The sequence below is a fragment of the Geobacillus proteiniphilus genome, from assembly GCF_001908025.1.
GTDB classification, from domain to species: Bacteria; Bacillota; Bacilli; order Bacillales; family Anoxybacillaceae; genus Geobacillus; species Geobacillus proteiniphilus.
On sequence record NZ_MQMG01000018.1, the window covers coordinates 24818 to 40496 of the forward strand.

Annotated in this window: 12 protein-coding genes, 7 tRNA genes, 1 rRNA gene, 4 pseudogenes and 1 riboswitch; of the genes and pseudogenes, 2 read left to right on the top strand and 22 right to left on the bottom strand. The window is 52.8% G+C overall.

Going from position 1 to position 15679, the window contains the following annotated elements:
- Positions 1–126: 126 nt before the first annotated feature.
- The 15 genes and pseudogenes from BRO54_RS07960 to BRO54_RS08025 form a co-directional block, all read right to left on the bottom strand.
- Positions 127–546: a CoA-binding protein gene (locus tag BRO54_RS07960; protein ID WP_074043629.1), complete on the bottom strand. Its 420-nt coding sequence runs from the start codon at positions 544–546 to the stop codon at positions 127–129.
- A 53-nt stretch (positions 547–599) separates the two neighbouring features.
- Positions 600–840: pseudogene (gene tnpA / locus BRO54_RS07965) on the bottom strand (IS200/IS605 family transposase); the annotation flags it as partial.
- Positions 841–937: 97 nt separating this feature from the next.
- A complete protein-coding gene (locus BRO54_RS07970; protein ID WP_074043630.1) occupies positions 938–2614 on the bottom strand; it encodes an ABC1 kinase family protein in 1677 nt (558 codons plus the stop codon).
- A 51-nt stretch (positions 2615–2665) separates the two neighbouring features.
- Positions 2666–2965 (bottom strand): phasin family protein, encoded by a 300-nt coding sequence (locus BRO54_RS07975; protein WP_011231247.1) that lies wholly within the window; start codon positions 2963–2965, stop codon positions 2666–2668.
- 217 nt (positions 2966–3182) lie between these two features.
- Positions 3183–3256 (bottom strand) — tRNA-Ile (locus BRO54_RS07980).
- Positions 3257–3266: 10 nt separating this feature from the next.
- Positions 3267–3348 (bottom strand) — tRNA-Tyr (locus BRO54_RS07985).
- 10 nt (positions 3349–3358) lie between these two features.
- Positions 3359–3431, bottom strand: a tRNA-Thr gene (locus BRO54_RS07990).
- A 150-nt stretch (positions 3432–3581) separates the two neighbouring features.
- Positions 3582–3674: transfer RNA gene (locus BRO54_RS07995), tRNA-Ser, on the bottom strand.
- Between the two features lie 17 nt (positions 3675–3691).
- Positions 3692–3774 (bottom strand) — tRNA-Leu (locus BRO54_RS08000).
- A 6-nt stretch (positions 3775–3780) separates the two neighbouring features.
- Positions 3781–3852: transfer RNA gene (locus tag BRO54_RS08005), tRNA-Ala, on the bottom strand.
- Between the two features lie 4 nt (positions 3853–3856).
- Positions 3857–3931 (bottom strand) — tRNA-Val (locus BRO54_RS08010).
- A 9-nt stretch (positions 3932–3940) separates the two neighbouring features.
- Positions 3941–4057, bottom strand: a 5S ribosomal RNA gene (gene rrf / locus BRO54_RS08015).
- A 342-nt stretch (positions 4058–4399) separates the two neighbouring features.
- Complete coding sequence (locus tag BRO54_RS20505; RefSeq protein ID WP_021322622.1) at positions 4400–4489, bottom strand: putative holin-like toxin; 90 nt, start codon at positions 4487–4489, stop codon at positions 4400–4402.
- A 207-nt stretch (positions 4490–4696) separates the two neighbouring features.
- The gene (locus BRO54_RS08020; protein WP_074043631.1) at positions 4697–5194 is read right to left on the bottom strand and encodes a GrpB family protein; all 498 of its coding nucleotides are present in this window, start codon (positions 5192–5194) and stop codon (positions 4697–4699) included.
- Between the two features lie 187 nt (positions 5195–5381).
- Positions 5382–5543: pseudogene (locus BRO54_RS08025) on the bottom strand (zinc ribbon domain-containing protein); the annotation flags it as partial.
- 173 nt (positions 5544–5716) lie between these two features.
- Between BRO54_RS08025 and BRO54_RS08030 the strand changes: the two are divergent.
- The gene (locus tag BRO54_RS08030; protein WP_074043632.1) at positions 5717–6331 is read left to right on the top strand and encodes a sulfite oxidase-like oxidoreductase; all 615 of its coding nucleotides are present in this window, start codon (positions 5717–5719) and stop codon (positions 6329–6331) included.
- Positions 6332–6398: 67 nt separating this feature from the next.
- Here BRO54_RS08030 and BRO54_RS08035 read toward each other — a convergent pair whose 3' ends face one another.
- From BRO54_RS08035 to BRO54_RS08050, 4 genes and pseudogenes are all read right to left on the bottom strand, one after another.
- Complete coding sequence (locus BRO54_RS08035) at positions 6399–6983, bottom strand: ECF transporter S component (RefSeq protein WP_074043633.1); 585 nt, start codon at positions 6981–6983, stop codon at positions 6399–6401.
- A 151-nt stretch (positions 6984–7134) separates the two neighbouring features.
- Positions 7135–7266: riboswitch (FMN riboswitch) on the bottom strand.
- Positions 7267–7376: 110 nt separating this feature from the next.
- Positions 7377–7856: pseudogene (locus BRO54_RS08040) on the bottom strand (pyridoxal-phosphate dependent enzyme); the annotation flags it as partial.
- Positions 7857–7963: 107 nt separating this feature from the next.
- Positions 7964–9076, bottom strand: a complete 1113-nt coding sequence (gene tnpB, locus BRO54_RS08045) for an IS200/IS605 family element RNA-guided endonuclease TnpB (protein ID WP_074043634.1) — start codon at positions 9074–9076, stop codon at positions 7964–7966.
- Positions 9077–9229: 153 nt separating this feature from the next.
- Positions 9230–9970, bottom strand: a pseudogene (locus BRO54_RS08050) (threonine synthase); the annotation flags it as partial.
- Positions 9971–10560: 590 nt separating this feature from the next.
- On the opposite strand from BRO54_RS08050, the gene pepT reads away from it, so the two are divergent.
- Positions 10561–11796: a peptidase T gene (gene pepT / locus BRO54_RS08055; RefSeq protein WP_074043635.1), complete on the top strand. Its 1236-nt coding sequence runs from the start codon at positions 10561–10563 to the stop codon at positions 11794–11796.
- A gap of 168 nt (positions 11797–11964) precedes the next feature.
- Here the strand turns inward: pepT and BRO54_RS08060 are convergent, their stop codons facing one another.
- From BRO54_RS08060 to BRO54_RS08070, 3 genes are all read right to left on the bottom strand, one after another.
- Entirely contained in the window at positions 11965–13587 is a 1623-nt protein-coding gene (locus BRO54_RS08060; RefSeq protein WP_074043636.1) for a bifunctional metallophosphatase/5'-nucleotidase, read from the bottom strand.
- 275 nt (positions 13588–13862) lie between these two features.
- On the bottom strand, positions 13863–15164 hold the full coding sequence (locus BRO54_RS08065; protein ID WP_074043637.1) for an ammonium transporter: 1302 nt from the start codon (positions 15162–15164) through the stop codon (positions 13863–13865).
- The gene (locus BRO54_RS08070) at positions 15161–15529 is read right to left on the bottom strand and encodes a P-II family nitrogen regulator (RefSeq protein WP_074043638.1); all 369 of its coding nucleotides are present in this window, start codon (positions 15527–15529) and stop codon (positions 15161–15163) included. Before BRO54_RS08070 ends, BRO54_RS08065 begins: the two co-directional genes overlap by 4 nt.
- Positions 15530–15679 lie beyond the last annotated feature (150 nt).

A 15679-nucleotide genomic window follows, 5' to 3' on the forward strand; every position in this document is an offset into this window, starting at 1 on the left:
ACACCTGTTTCTATTGTACCATAAACTTCCCGACTGTCCATTGCCTTTTGACATCCCCCGACAAATTCGGACAAGTGCGACAAAAAAACGAAAGGACCATCTCGAACAAGATGGCCGTTTCATGGATTAAGCACGCTTGGTGAGCGCATGTTCCACTTTAATGCAGCGATCCATAATGACCGTGTAGCCTTTTTCTTTCAAAAAGCGATACGCCTCCTCATTGACGACGCCAAGCTGCGCCCAAAACACGTCGGCATCGATTTGCACAAACTCGCGGGCCAGCTCGGGCAAATGCTCGGAGCGGCGGAACACATCGACGATGTCAACATGGCCTTCGATATCGGTTAGTTTATCAACCGCCGGAATGCCTTCCCACTCATCGATCATCGGATTGACCGGAATGATTTCGTATCCAGCGTCTTTCATCGCTTTCGCCACCATATACGACTCGCGCTCCGGATTGTTGGACAATCCAACGACGGCAATCCGTTTCGCCTTGCGCAAAATCTCGCCGATTTCCTCCCGGCTCGGGTTGACAATGGACATCCGGGTTCTCTCCTTCCTTTATTCTCCTTTTTGCTGTACTAGTTTCGCGATTGTCAAAGAAAAATCCTTCTGAATGGAACGGAAAATCTTTTCTTTTGAGATTCCACATAGCGTTTGATGGTTTCACTGGACACCGTCCCCGCTGTACTCACAAAGAAAGAGCGTGTCCAAAGACTCAACAGATGAGACAAGTGCTGAAATTCTTGTCTTAATCGTCTGCAGGTCACTCCTTTCACTTTTGCCATCATAATCTGATGGAGAATTAGAAGGGAGACCATTCAAAAATAGCGGAATTTATACCGAATCGAACTCTGGCCCGCCAACAAACATGCCATGGCGTTTGGTCGCCCTCGGTGAATCCGAACGCGGCGAAATCATGGTGCAACAAAAGCTAAAATTTTCCCGAACGAAAAATCGAGTAAAGCAGCCAACCGAATAGAAAAGCGGACGCACCCAATCCGATTTCAACAGCAGGAATATTCCACAGCAACGTCGACGGCCGACCGAGCGATGAAGCGATCATCAGGCCGACGAGGACGATGCTCAGCGAAAGAAGAACGATGCTAAACGACAGCCGGTTCGTAATCTGATCGAGCTTCTGCAGCAGCGCTTCCAAATCAGGAGCCGTGATTTCCAATCGAAGCTTGCCATGCCGCATCATTTTCGTCCATTCCTTTACGCCCTCCGGCAGTCGGAGCAGCCATTCACCATAATCAAAAATCCGCTTCCACGCTGTTTCTGCCACGCGATCAGGCCGAAGACGCTCTTTCATCAGCTTTCTCCCAAACGGTTCGGCAACGTCCATGATGCGAAACTGCGGGTCAAGCGTCTCCACGACCCCTTCGACCGTCAACAGCGCTTTCCCTAACAGCGTCAAATCGCTTGGGATGCGAATGCCATGGCGAAATGCCACCGAAAGCAAATCCTCGACGGCTTCCCCAAGACTGATCTCACCGAGCGGGACGCGGTAGTATTTCTCCCGCAACTCGTCAATATCATCGCGCAATTTTCCTTCATCGACCCCGTCAGGGACAATCCCTAAACCGTAAATCGCACCCAACACCCCATCCGTGTTTTGCCGCATTAAGGCGATGATGAGTGAAGAAAGATGATGTTTGACATGAGGTCGAAGGCGGCCCATCAAGCCAAAGTCAATGAAGGAAAGCGTTCCATCGTGGAGAACAAATACATTGCCAGGATGAGGGTCGCCATGAAAAAATCCATGCTCAAACATTTGTTTAAAGGTTGCTTCAGCCAAACGCTCGGCGATCGTTTTTAAGGAGTGGCCGTTCGCTTTCAGCCGCTCGAGCTCCCCAAGTTTCATTCCTTCGACATATTCCATCGTGAGCACTGTTTTCGTCGTATAATCCCAAAACACCTTCGGGACATACACCGACGAATCACCGGCAAACTGCTGTGCAAACCGTTCCGCATGGCGCGCCTCGACTGTATAATCCAGCTCCTGCCGTAATGAACGCGCCAGTTCATCGACAATCTCAGACAATTGGTAGGTTGCCGCCCAATCGAGACGACGTTCCGCCAGCACGGCCAAATCTTGCAAAATTTCCAGATCCGTCTCCACCCGCGCAGCGATGTGCGGACGCTGCACTTTCACCGCCACGGCTTGTCCGGAAGGAAGAACCGCCCGGTGCACTTGTCCGAGTGAAGCGGCAGCGAGCGGCGTTTCGTCAAATGAACGAAACAAGGTTTCAAGCGAGCCCCCAAGTTCTGTTTCCACCGTCCGGCGAACGTCGGCAAACGGAAACGGCGGAACTTGGTCTTGCAGTTTTTCGAGCTCGCTGATGATCGGAGCGGGAATCAAATCCGGCCGTGTGCTGGCAATTTGCCCGAGCTTCACGAACGTCGGGCCGAGCTCCTCGAGCACAAGGCGGAGCCGCTCCCCAACCGTTTTTCCTTCCTTTTTCCCTTGCTCCGCTCTCCATCGCGGCGGCAAAGAAAGAAAAGCCGAAAAGCCGAGCTCATCGACGATCATCCCGAATCCGTGCCGAAGCAAGGAGACGGCGATTTCGTGATACCTTCCGATATGGCGCATCCGTTTTCCGATCATCGGGACATCTCTCCTAAGGCGGCAAAAAGCGAGCGGACAGGCCGCATCGGTTTACTGCCCGCTTTGTTCCTTTTCTTCAAGACGGCGGATTCGCTCCTCGAGTTGCCGCACGTCTTCTTTCGTCGCCAAGTCAAGTTTATCGATCACCTGCTTGATTTGCTCGCGTACAAGCCGCTGCACTTCCGTTTTCCGCGCTTCGGTCTGCTGCTTCCATTGATCGATCACTTCCTTCGATTCGTCAAGCGACAATTCCCCTTTTTTGACAAGCTCGTCAATGATCTTTTCCACTTGTTCTTTGCTTGCAATCGCCAGTCCCAGCCCGAATGCCAATCCTTTTTTCAAAATGCTCATTCGTTTGTAGCCTCCTTGTACCATTCTGTTTTCCTTATTGTACCATTCTTTGGTGATCCATGTCGAGCCAGACGGCAGCTCTTTTGTACTAGGAGACAGGCCGATGCGGCATGCTATCGTTGGACAACGATTCACAGGAACTCCTTCATGTTTTCGATGCAACCCGGTCACAAGCGCACAAAAAAGACGGCAAGAATCACTCTTGCCGTCATAGAGATGGGCCTAAGTGGACTTGAACCACCGACCTCACGCTTATCAGGCGTGCGCTCTGACCAGCTGAGCTATAGGCCCGCTCATAAAGTGGAGGGGGACGGATTCGAACCGCCGAACCCAAAGGGAGCGGATTTACAGTCCGCCGCGTTTAGCCACTTCGCTACCCCTCCGTAATCGTGATGCCGACTGCAGGACTCGAACCCGCAACCTACTGATTACGATTCAGTTGCTCTACCAATTGAGCTAAGTCGGCATAAGATGAATTAAGAAGGTGGCTCATTGTTGAGCTCTGTGCCTCTTCCTCTACAAGCTGATTCGAAGAAGCGGGATGCGTCGAGGCAACTCGCAGCGGATTCGATGATGCTTATGCTCGTCTCTACCAATTGAGCTAAATCAATATTTATGGCGGAGGAGGAGGGATTCGAACCCCCGCGGGCTGTGACACCCCTATCGGTTTTCGAAACCGACCCCTTCAGCCAGACTTGGGTACTCCTCCGTAGCTGTTTGGAGCGATGCGGTCGAGAGGACTTGAACCTCCACGGGGTTGCCCCCACTAGGCCCTCAACCTAGCGCGTCTGCCATTCCGCCACGACCGCATACAATGGAGCGTAGGGGATTTGAACCCCTGACCTCTTCGCTGCCAGCGAAGCGTTCTCCCCCTGAACTAACGCCCCATGATGGTGGAGTATACTGGGATCGAACCAGTGACCCCCACGCTGTCAACGTGGTGCTCTCCCGCTGAGCTAATACTCCACGTTGTTTGCCTAGCAGCGACCTACTCTTGCAGGGGCGCTGGCCCCAACTACCATCGGCGCTGGAGGGCTTAACTTCCGTGTTCGGGATGGGAACGGGTGTTTCCCCTCCGCTATCACCACTAGGCAATGGCGACGATTTTTATTATAAAGCAATCCAAAAGTTTGTCAAGTTTTTTTGTATCTTTTATTTCAGTTCTTTCAGAATCGGAACGACAATGTAAAATCTACTATAAAAAAATGAAAGAGTCAACCCTCTTTTTCATTTTTTTCGATCTTCACTGTCCCTTTCTCTAAAGTTCTTGTCATCCCCTTCCTTATGCGCGTATAATAAAAGAAGCAGGAACGTACAATAAAGCAGGGCATTGGCGGCCACCAATGCCCTGTCCATACACAGCCGCTGCAAGAAGCGCAGTGGCCCAAGCCTCGGGCATCGTAACCTACCCTCGCCTCGGCCTAGCAGGGTGGGTTACTTTTTGTCTTTTGATACGGCGATCACCGCGACGATGAGTGACGCAAACGCAATCATGAGCGTCAGCGCGTCGGCAATCGACATCATCAGCACCACCCCCTTTCGTTCAGGGAGTGGCCACTGCCCACCCTGCATATGGCTGTGCATGTTTCATTATACCATCAAATCAAGCAAACGCGAATATACATTCGCATCCTCGTTGAAAATTAGGAATGTTTCCCTACCCGAGGGGGACAAACGCCACTTTTCCCGTTGCTTCGTGCCGCCGCTTCCACAGCCCTTCTTCCCTGCTTCCTATAGCCGCTGAAACTCCGGTGTTTTCATCAGGTACCCGAAAAACTGTTGTTTCGCTTGTCGGTATTCTTCCATGTTTTTTCCTCCGTATTTCTTTTTCAGCTCATCATATTCGACTCTATACCGATCGTTGGCCAGCAACACCTCGCGAAACTTCCAAAATAGATCAAGTTCCGAACCAATGGCCGTCAGCTGCACTCCTAACGGCAAATCAGCCGTCTCATCATAAAACGCGCAAAATGAATCGGTTCGAATACTTCCCTCATTCACCTTATACAAGGTAGATAGCTTCTCGACGGCATCTGCAAACATCGACTCCGGAACCCGCACTTGCAGGTCGACATCCCCTTTCGTGAGACTGTTGGGAATCGCCGTGCTTCCGACATGCTGCACATCTGCCTTGGGGAGCAACCGCAAAATACGCTCTCTATGTTCCAAAAACACACGCTCCGCCCGCTCGCTAATCTGATTGGAAAGCAAAAAAGAAACGAGTTCCATGTCCATTCTCCTCCCTGCCCTATTTTTTTCAACACAAACCCGTTCTTCCCCTTCCACGCTTGAAAATGATTTGTTTGAACGCTCTCCCACCTACGCTAACGCTTAGAGGTGGGAGATTCTTGGGAACACCCGCCCCACGGCAGGCTGTTAACCAAGCCATCCCCGTGCGTCCCACGGTTCAGCTGCCTTACAAAGACAGCAAACGAAGTCCTTCATTCAGAATATTCCGAGCGGCGTTCTCGTCTCGATCGTGTTCGGCTCCGCAGTTCGGGCACACCCACTCGCGGATGGACAGCGATTTCACCTCAACCTGCCGATGCCCGCAGCACGAGCACAATTGGCAAGAGGGAGATCGATGGCGAATACCGATTCATCCCCCTCTTACGCCCATGCGTGGAAGTGAGGGTCTTCTCGGCGCGAGATGATAAATTGTGAACTCCTTCCCCTCTTCGTTGCATCCCTTGCCCCTATTTTGTATCATGAATAATTAAGAGAAATTTAGCAGAAAAAGGAGTGCCGACCATGACCAAACAACTCCCTCCCGGCCAATTCGAAACCGAAAAATGGCCGATTTTGCATGAAGGAGATGTGTACGAATTCGATGAAGCGACATGGAATTTCCGACTGTTCGGCGATGTGAAAGAGGAGGTGTCGCTTTCGTATCAAGAAGTGATGCAGCTGCCCAAGACGGTTTCAACCATCGATATGCATTGTGTCACAACATGGTCAAAATTCGACACGACGTTTGAAGGCATCGCCTTTCGTGAATTTTTGCGCTTTGTCGAACTAGATCCGGACGTGAAATACGTGAAAATTTACGGATATTTAAATGGCGACCGGTTCGGCTATTCGGCGAACTTGCCGCTTGAGGCGCTGATGGGCGACGATGCCTTGTTTGTCTACCGATGGAAAGACAAGCATCACGATTGGCAGGACATCTCGCCGAAGCACGGCTATCCGCTCCGTTTCATTCCGCCGGCGACGTTTTACTTATGGAAAGGGGCGAAATGGGCGTCCGGCATCCGCTTTATGAAGGAAGATGAGCCGGGCTATTGGGAAGAGCGCGGCTATTCGATGACCGCCAACCCGTTTAAAGAGGAGCGATTTGCCGAGTGGGTGCCGCGTCTTCGCTTTTGACGAAGCCAAGGCGGTCGGCAAACCAAAAAAGCGAGGGGTTGAGAAAAACACCCTCGCTTTTTGATCATCAAGCGGCTTGGCGGGATGCGGCTTGTTTCTCAAGCCAAGAGCCAAGGCGCAAAAAGAGAAGCATAAACACCGCCGCCGCCATCGCTCCTTTGACGACGTTAAACGGCAAAATCGCCGAGATGACCAATGCTTTTGTTTCCGGCGCGCTCATCGCCGGAGCGCCGAGGAAAAGCGTGTATGCCGGCAAAAAGACGTAGTAGTTGAGCACGCTCATGATGAGAGCCATTGTCGCCGTTCCCGCCGCCAGCCCCAGCAGCATGCCTTTTTTCGACGCGGCTTTTCGATAAATATAGAAAACAGGCAAAATGAACGCCACCCCGGCGGTGAAATTGGCCATCTGCCCGACCGGAACGCCGGTCGCGCTGCCGACGAAAACATAGTTCAGCACGTTTTTGAATAGCTCGACCGCAACGCCGGCGAGCGGACCGTACAAAAGCGCCGCGACAAGCGCCGGGATGTCGCTGAAGTCGACAAGCAAAAAGTTGGGAAACGGCGGCAGCGGAAAATTGAGCATCATAAGCACATACGCCATGGCGCTAAAGACGCCGATGACCACAAAGGCGCGGACGTTGAACGATTTCATATCAAGTCTCCTCCCCTTCTCGTGATCCATCCTCACAAGAAGAAGGCTGCCGTATTGAGCGCAAATAAAAACTCCCTTAAGCACGGAGCCTAAGGGAGAAAAAGGGTATGCTCAACTAGGCGTCTCGAATACACACGAAACACCGGCAAACCTTCATCTTCTCCCATCCAGACTATACTGTCGGCTCCGGACTCGCACCGGATCCTGCCTTGCGGCTCGCGGGCTGAGAGGCATCCGCCTCATCACCGCCGGTCGGGAATTTCACCCTGCCCCGAAGATGAATCGTTTATACATTTTTTATTATTCTGATTAATTTAGTATACAATACCTCTTTTCATTTGTCTATCATTTTTTCTCATGTATTTTATGTTTGGCGCCTACTCCGCCAACTTGTCAATTCTCCTTTGGAAGCATATCCCCCGGCTCGAGCACCGGCGGATGGACGTCCACCGTATCGGCGTATTCCAGCCCGGTTCCGGTATTTAATACGACGACCGTCTCCCCATCACGAATCCAACCGCTCTCGCGCAACTGACGGGCCGCCGCAAACGCCGCCGCTCCTCCCGGGCAAATGAACGCCCCTTCGAGTTCGGCTGCCGTCCACTGTTCAGCCAAAATCGCTTCATCGTTGACGGCAATAGCGCAACCGTCCGTCTCATACACCGCCTCAAGAACAAGGAAGTCGCCAAGCGCTTTCGGCACATTGATGCCAAACGCCACTGTATGGGCGTTCGGCCAAAACTCCGATTCACGTTTTTTCTCCTTCCACGCCTTGACGATCGGCGCGCAATGCTCGGCCTGCACAGCGACAAGCCGCGGCATGCGGCCGTCCACCCAGCCGAGCGCCTGCAGTTCTTTGATCGCCTTTTGAACGCTCTCCCACCTACGCGTACACTTAGAGGCGGGAGATTCTTGGGAACACCCGCCCCACGGCAGGCTGTCAACCAAGCCATCCCCGTGCGTCCCACGGTTCAGCTGCCCTACAACGACAGCAAACGAAGGCCTTCATTCAAGATATTCCGGGCGGCGTTCTGGTCCCGGTCATGTTCGGCTCCGCAGGTTGGGCACACCCACTCGCGGATGTCGAGCGATTTCACTTCAACCTGCCGATGCCCGCAGCACGAGCACAATTGGCTCGATGGGAAGGTGCTCGCGACACGGACCACCGTCCGCCCGTACCATTTCGCTTTATACTCGAGCATGTTGAGAAAACGCCCCCATGCGGAATTGGAAATGCTCTTGGCCAGCTTGCGATTCTTCTGCATGTTCCGCACGCGCAAGTCCTCCACGCACACCACTTGGTTTTCGCGGATGAGCCGGGTGGACCATTTGTGCAGGAAATCGTTCCGGCAGTTCGTGATTTTCTCATGAAGCTTGGCCACCTTCAAATGAGCTTTGCGCCAGTTCGAACCGCCCGGCTTTCGGCGGGACATCACCCGCTGCCAATAGGCCAGCTTCTCTTCGTATCGGCGCCAATACTGGGGGTGTTCCATCTTCTCTCCAGTGGAAAGAACCACCATATGTTTCAACCCCAAATCGACGCCCACTTGCTTGTCCGTCGCCGGTAATGGAGGGATTTCCGTTTCGACGAGGATGGAGACAAAATACTTCCCCGTTCGGTTTCGGCGAACGGTGGCGGAGAGAATGCGGCCTTCCACCTCACGGCTTTTGGCAAACTTCACCCATCCAAGTTTCGGGAGTTTCAAGCGATGGCCGTCCACTTCGATCGATGGGCGCCCTTTCTTTGGGTAGTTGCACTGGGCGGTGTACGATTGATTCGGGTGTTTTTTGCTTTTGAAGCGGGGAGCGTTCGCGATTCCATCGAAGAACCGGTCAAACGCCTCGTCCAGTTGCTGCAGCGCGTTTTGCAAGGCGGTCGAATCGGGCGCCTTCAGCCACGGGAGCGTTTGTTTCAATGCCGTCAGCCTCTTGGAACATTCGTTGTAGCCAAGCCCTCTTCCGGTGGTTTCATACGCCTGATTCCACTCGTCCAAAAAGTGGTTGTACACAAATCGGCAACACCCGATCGTTTGGTGGATGAGCTTCACTTGTTTTTGGGTGGGATACAGCCGAAAGCGATAGGCTTTATACATGATCTTCCCTCCTACATCAGGGAACGTATGTTCTATCCCTATCCATTTTACACCTTCTGTTTTGTTGAGGCAAGAGGAAGATCGACGACGAATCCCGATTCATCCCCCACTGACGCTCACGCGTGGAAGTGGGGGTCTTCTCGGCGCGAGATGATAAATGCCGATCAACCCGACGCCGCCGGTCGGATACAAAATGACATCCGGGAGCTGCCACGAGAATTGTTCGGCAATTTCCAGTCCCATCGTTTTCTTCCCTTCAATCCGGTACGGTTCTTTCAACGTCGACGCATCGTACCAGCCATATTCGCGGATTGCTTTGGCGACAATTTGCCCGGCATCGCTAATGAGGCCGTTGACTAAATACAGTTCCGCCCCAGCGATGGCGCATTCCTTTCGCGTCAGTTCCGGCGCATCAACCGGCATGACGACCGTCGCCTGGATGCCGGCTCGAGCGGCATAGAGCGACCACGCCGCACCCGCGTTGCCGTTTGTCGGCATCGCGAGCTGTTTGACGCCCAGTTCCTTTGCTTTCGACACCCCAACCGCCGCGCCGCGAGCTTTAAACGTCCCTGTTGGAATAACCCCTTCGTCTTTCATGTAGAGCGCTTCAATGCCGATTTCCCGCCCTAAGCGCTGCATCGGCACAAGCGGCGTCATCCCTTCGCCGAGCGACACGATATGTTCAGGATGCTTTACCGGCAGCAACTCATGATAACGCCATAAATTCGCTTCACGTTCCCTCAGCACATCCCTCTTGACTTTTTGGCGCATCGACTCCAAGTCGTAAGCGACAAGAAGCGGCGAACCGCATTCGCAAAGTTGATGGATTTGGTCGACATCGTATGTACGTTCACACTTTGGGCAATATAGGTGGGATACATAGCTGAATCGCAAATGACTTCTCTCCTTTCTTGCTCACTTCATCCGCACCGGACAAACGGTGTCTCCTTCACCGTTTCAGAAAGGCATAACCGGCGGCAGTTGGCTTTTTCACTATAACATAATAGCCATCGTCGGCATCTCCTCCCTCGCTTTTATGCATAATTGCGCCAAACCAGCAAACACTATAGTCGAACATTTCATGGTCCCAGCTGAATAGACTGCCAGGAGGTGATCGCAGTGGATCGAAAAACAAAAGAAAACGTGAACAATCTGGAAACGAAAGCGACACCAGGAAATCTTGCTGCGCAAAAACAGGCAGAAAGCGAAAAAAACAAGCAGCGTGCACCGAAGATGTGACCAAGGAAAAGCGGACGATCCAAAACATCGAAGCGGTTTTCCTAGGCGGTGAACCGCTTTGTTGCGTGAAAGACGTCGCGACGAACCCTCCTTGCCTTTTTTCCTCATGAAGTTGTCCCTCTATTTTTCATTGTTTCGATCCACATATGATAAAATAAAATGGAAAGCGCCGTCTATTTTTTCCTTTCCAGTTGGAAGAATCATTCATCGATCCAAGCAAATCGATGCATAAAGGAGATGGGCCAATGAAACAAGAATTGATCGAACGCTTCATCCGCTACGCGAAAGTCAACACTCAATCCGACCCAAACAGCCATACGTGCCCGTCGACTTCGGGACAGTGGGAGCTGGCGAGAATGCTCGTCGAAGAGCTGAAGTCGATCGGCATGGAAGACGTCACGGTCGACGAAAACGGCTACGTGATGGCGACGCTGCCGGCCAATACGGACAAAAACGTGCCAGTGATCGGCTTTTTGGCTCATATGGACACCGCTCCGGAGTTTACGGGAGCCAACGTCAACCCGCAAATTATCGAACAGTACGACGGCGGGGACATCGTGTTAAACAAAGAACAAGGCATCATCTTGTCGCCGAACGACTTCCCGGAGCTTGCCCACTACAAAGGGCATACGCTCATCACGACCGATGGGACGACGCTGCTTGGTGCTGACGATAAAGCGGGGATCGCCGAAATTATGACCGCGATGAACTATCTCATTCAACACCCGGAAATCAAGCATGGCAAAGTGCGCGTCGCCTTTACGCCGGATGAGGAGATCGGCCGCGGGCCGCATAAATTTGACGTTGCCAAATTCGGCGCCCAATTTGCCTACACGGTCGACGGCGGGCCGCTTGGCGAATTGGAGTATGAAAGCTTCAACGCTGCCGAAGCGAAAATCACGATCAAAGGAAAAAACGTCCATCCGGGCACAGCGAAAGGAAAAATGATCAACTCGATCAAAATCGCCATGGAGTTCCAGCAGCAGCTGCCAGCCCATGAGGCGCCTGAGCATACGGAAGGATATGAAGGGTTTTACCATTTGCTTTCGTTCCAAGGCAGTGTAGAGGAAACGAAGCTTCATTACATCATCCGCGACTTTGACCGCGAACAGTTCGAGGCTCGCAAAGCGAAAATGAAAGAGATCGCGGCTTCGCTTGCGCAAAAATATGGAAACGACCGAATCACTCTCGAAATCAACGACCAATATTACAACATGCGCGAAAAAATCGAGCCGGTGCGCCACATTGTTGACATCGCCCACGAAGCGATGACGAACTTGAGCATTGAACCAAAGGTGAAACCGATCCGCGGCGGCACGGACGGGTCGCAGCTCTCCTACATGGGGCTGCCGACGCCGAACCTTTTCGCCGGCGGCGAAAACTTCCACGGCCGCTACGAATACATTTCCGCCGACAATATGGTGAAAGCGGCCGAAGTGATCGTGGAGATCATCAAGCTGTTCGAGCAAAAAGCATCTTGATCTGCGGAAAAACTCTCTTGAACGGTCTTTTTCTATCGTCCAAGCACAAGCGGCTGCAAGCCCGCCCATTAGGAGTAAAGAAAAGGTGTCCCGAGTCTTTTAGGGACACCTTCTTCATTAGATAAGCGACCGTTCGCCCTTCCATCATTTTTCCTCGGTCAACACCTGTTACGGAAGCCGGTTGATCCGCCCCTCGATCCGTGCTGAGAACGGTTGCTCAAGACCGCGAATATACGAAACAAGGGCATCCAAATCGACCGGGCCGACCTCGCGGTTTGTCCCTTGCGTCAACACCGTGAACCCATCGCCGCCGTCGGCGAGGAAGCTGTTGACCGTCACCGTGTACTCGGCGTCCGGTTTCAGCGGTGTGCCATCAGGAAGCTGAATATCAATGACTTTTTCTCCGACCGGCTTGCTGGCGCTCCATGTATAGCGGAGGCCGGAGATTTGCAGCATGCGCGTTTGGGTTGGCTGCCATTGTTGATTCAAAAGCTGGCGGATTTGCGCGCCGGTGAGCGTCATTTTCACGAGCTGGTTGTTGAACGGCTGAACGTTGTACAATTCGCCCCACGTCACTTCGCCTTGTTCAATATCGGCGCGAATGCCGCCCGGGTTCATAAAGGCAAAATCGGTTTTCATCGCCGCCCGCTGGGCATCGGCGATCAAATTGCCCAAGGCGGACTCGCCGCTTTCGTTTTGTTCATCGGTGATCGTTTCGGCCGCTGTACCAATGACTTGGTTGACAAGCGGCGCGACTTTCGCTTCATATTTTTCAATGAGCGTCCGAATTTCCGGGTCCGGAGTGATGCCGTCATGATAGGTCGTCACGATCTCCGCTTTTTTTGCGACGACGTCTTTCGTGCGTGGGTCGATTTTCAAATCGACATCAGAAAACGCCGTGCCGTATGAATACGACTGAACGAGCAGCTTGCCGTCCACAACCGCATTTAAATAGGCATGGTTATGACCGGCGAAAATCACGTCGACTTCATCATCGATCGTTTTGGCGATATCGACAATTTCCCCGCTTGCGTTTGTCCCATCCGGATTGGATACGCCTGGGTTATGGGCGAGAACGATGATCGTTTGCACCCCTTTTTTCTTCAGTTCCCGGACCGCTTTGTTAATCGCTGTTGCTTCATCGATGAACTTGACTCCCGCGACGCCGCTTGGCGTCACAATCGTTGGTGTTTCCGTGAGCGTGACGCCGATAAATCCGATCGGCATGCCGTTGACCCGCTTAATCACATATGGCGGGAGAATCGGCTTTCCCGTTTGCGCATCAACGACGTTGGCGCTCACGTACGGAAAATCCGCTCCGGCGAAATCGCCGGTCGCCGGGTGGTATCCGCCATGGATCAAGCGGAGCATTTCCGCTACTCCTTCATCAAACTCATGGTTGCCAAGGGTGCCGACGTCAAAGCCGAGCTTATTGAGCACTTCGATCGTCGGCTCGTCCTGCAGCAGCGCCGATACTGGCGGACTCGCGCCGACCGCATCGCCGGCATGGACGAGCAGCGTATTTTTGTTTTCCGCCTCACGCTGTTTCAAATAAGCAGCCAAATAATCAGCCCGTCCGACTTCCCGCCCGCCGACTTTTCTCGTCACATTAAGCTGGCCGTGGAAGTCGTTAATGCCTAACAGCTGCACCTCAATATAACGGTGCGAGGAAGCAGGCGGCTTTCCCTTGCTTTTCCCGTTCCCTGCCGCCCCAACTGGAGTCGCGGCCAGCACCGCTGCAGCAGTCAATGCCGATAGCACCCGTCTTCCCCATCGTTTGGAATTCTTCATTCCCGGTTCCCCTTTCTCTCGCCTTCTCGTTCACTCCCATTATATCCTTGCGAGTCAATACAATGATAGAGCAGAAAGGATGATTTTTCGTAAATATTTTGTAAATTCACAACTGACTGTTGAGAACAACAGAAACAAAAAAGACCGCCCGATAGAGTCTGTTGAACGTATCTCTTCGGACAGCCTTTCCCTTTTAGCTCGGTGGACAGCCTGCCGTGGGGCGGGTGTTCCCAAGAATCTCCCACCTCGAAGCACAAGCGTAGGTGGGAGAGCGTTCAACCGACCGCGTTTTTCTTGTTTAACGGAGCAACGCGAATGCCGGTCGTCTCCTCAAAATCGTACAACCCGCCCGGGAGATCGGCAAACCGCTCGAGTTCATTGTAAGCCGGAATGCCGTGGTACGCCATATCGAGCCCTTCTTCTTCCTCACGCTCTGTCGCCCGGAGCCCAACCGTTTTGGCGCATACGTTCGCGATGAGCGCACCGCTGACGAAGCCCCAAACGATGACCGTGAACGCGCCAAGCAGTTGGGTGATGAACAACGACGCATGACCGGTCGTCAACAATCCTTGCGTCGAGTCGAACAAACCGACGGCGAGCGTGCCAAAGACCCCATTAAACCCATGAACCGCCACCGCACCGACCGGGTCGTCAATTTTCAACGCATCGACCAACAGCGTCGCATAGACGACGATGACGCCGCTCACAAGACCGATCAGCACCGCGCTCCATTGCGAAACGAAGGCGCAACCGGCCGTAATGGCCACCAGACCGGACAATACACCGTTCATGACCATGCTTGGATCGGCTTTTCCGTACTTTTTCATCGTCACGAAGAGCGCCGACGCGCCCCCGGCCGCCCCTGACAGCATCGTGTTGAGGGCGATCGATGCCAATGCTTTATTGGATGCGTCGAGCGTACTGCCTGCATTAAACGCAAACCAGCCAAACCATAAAATGAACGCCCCAGCCGAAGCAAGCGGAATATTGCTCGGCGCAAATACGTTCACACTGCCATCCGAGTTGAACCGCCCTTTTCGCGGCCCGAGCCGCTTGGCGATCGCCAGCGCCGCAAAGCCGCCGAGCGCATGAATCGCTGCTGACCCTGCGAAATCTTTCATCCCAAGTTTCGCCAACCAGCCGTCGCTATGCCAAATCCAATGGCCCGATAATGGGTAAACGGCAGCGCAAACGAGAAGAACCGTCACAATGTATGCCTTAAAATTCATCCGCTCGGCAACCGCGCCGGAAATAATCGACACACACGCCACCGCAAACCCGATTTGAAACAAAACGAACGCCGCGCTAGGCAACGGAACAGACAACGAAATACGTTCCGGCGTCCCAAACAATGTCGTGCCGACCCATCCAAACGCATCATCGCCAAACATCAACCCAAAGCCAATGAACCAAAAGGCGAGCGCTCCAACGGTCAAATCAACGAAAATTTTCATTGTCACATTGACGGCGTTTTTCGTCCGCACCAGCCCTGCTTCCAGCAAGCTAAATCCGCCTTCCATAAACAGCACCATCGCCGCAGCGATGACGATCCACACTGCATTGACTTGCTCGATCATGCCTGTCCCTCCCGCTGATTGGCTAACTCGTCGATATCAAAATCCAACGTGCCCGTACGAATGTTGTACGCCTCAAACACCGGGTAGACGAAAATTTTCCCATCTCCGTCTTCCCCGGTTTGCGCAGCGGCGACAATGGTTTGAATCGTCCGCTCGACCATATAATCGGAAAGAACAATTTCCAGCTTCACTTTCGGGTGAAGCGTCACTTTGTAGTTTTTTCCTCGGTAAACTCCTTGCGTGTCCTTCTGTTTTCCCCGCCCAACGACTTGCGAAACGGTAAACCCGGTGATGCCGATCTGTTTCAGCCCTTTAATCGTATCGGTCAATTTTTCCGGCCGGATGATCGCTTCAATTTTTTTCATGTTTCCCGCCGCCCCCCTCAACCGTTTCTTGTGTAATAAAATATAACGTATTTATGTTAAAAATTATAACAATTAAAAGAGCTGTGTCAAGTATGAGGACAAAGTTTTTTTGCGCGCCGCCTATCGGGCGTAGCTCGAAGAAAAGCGGGT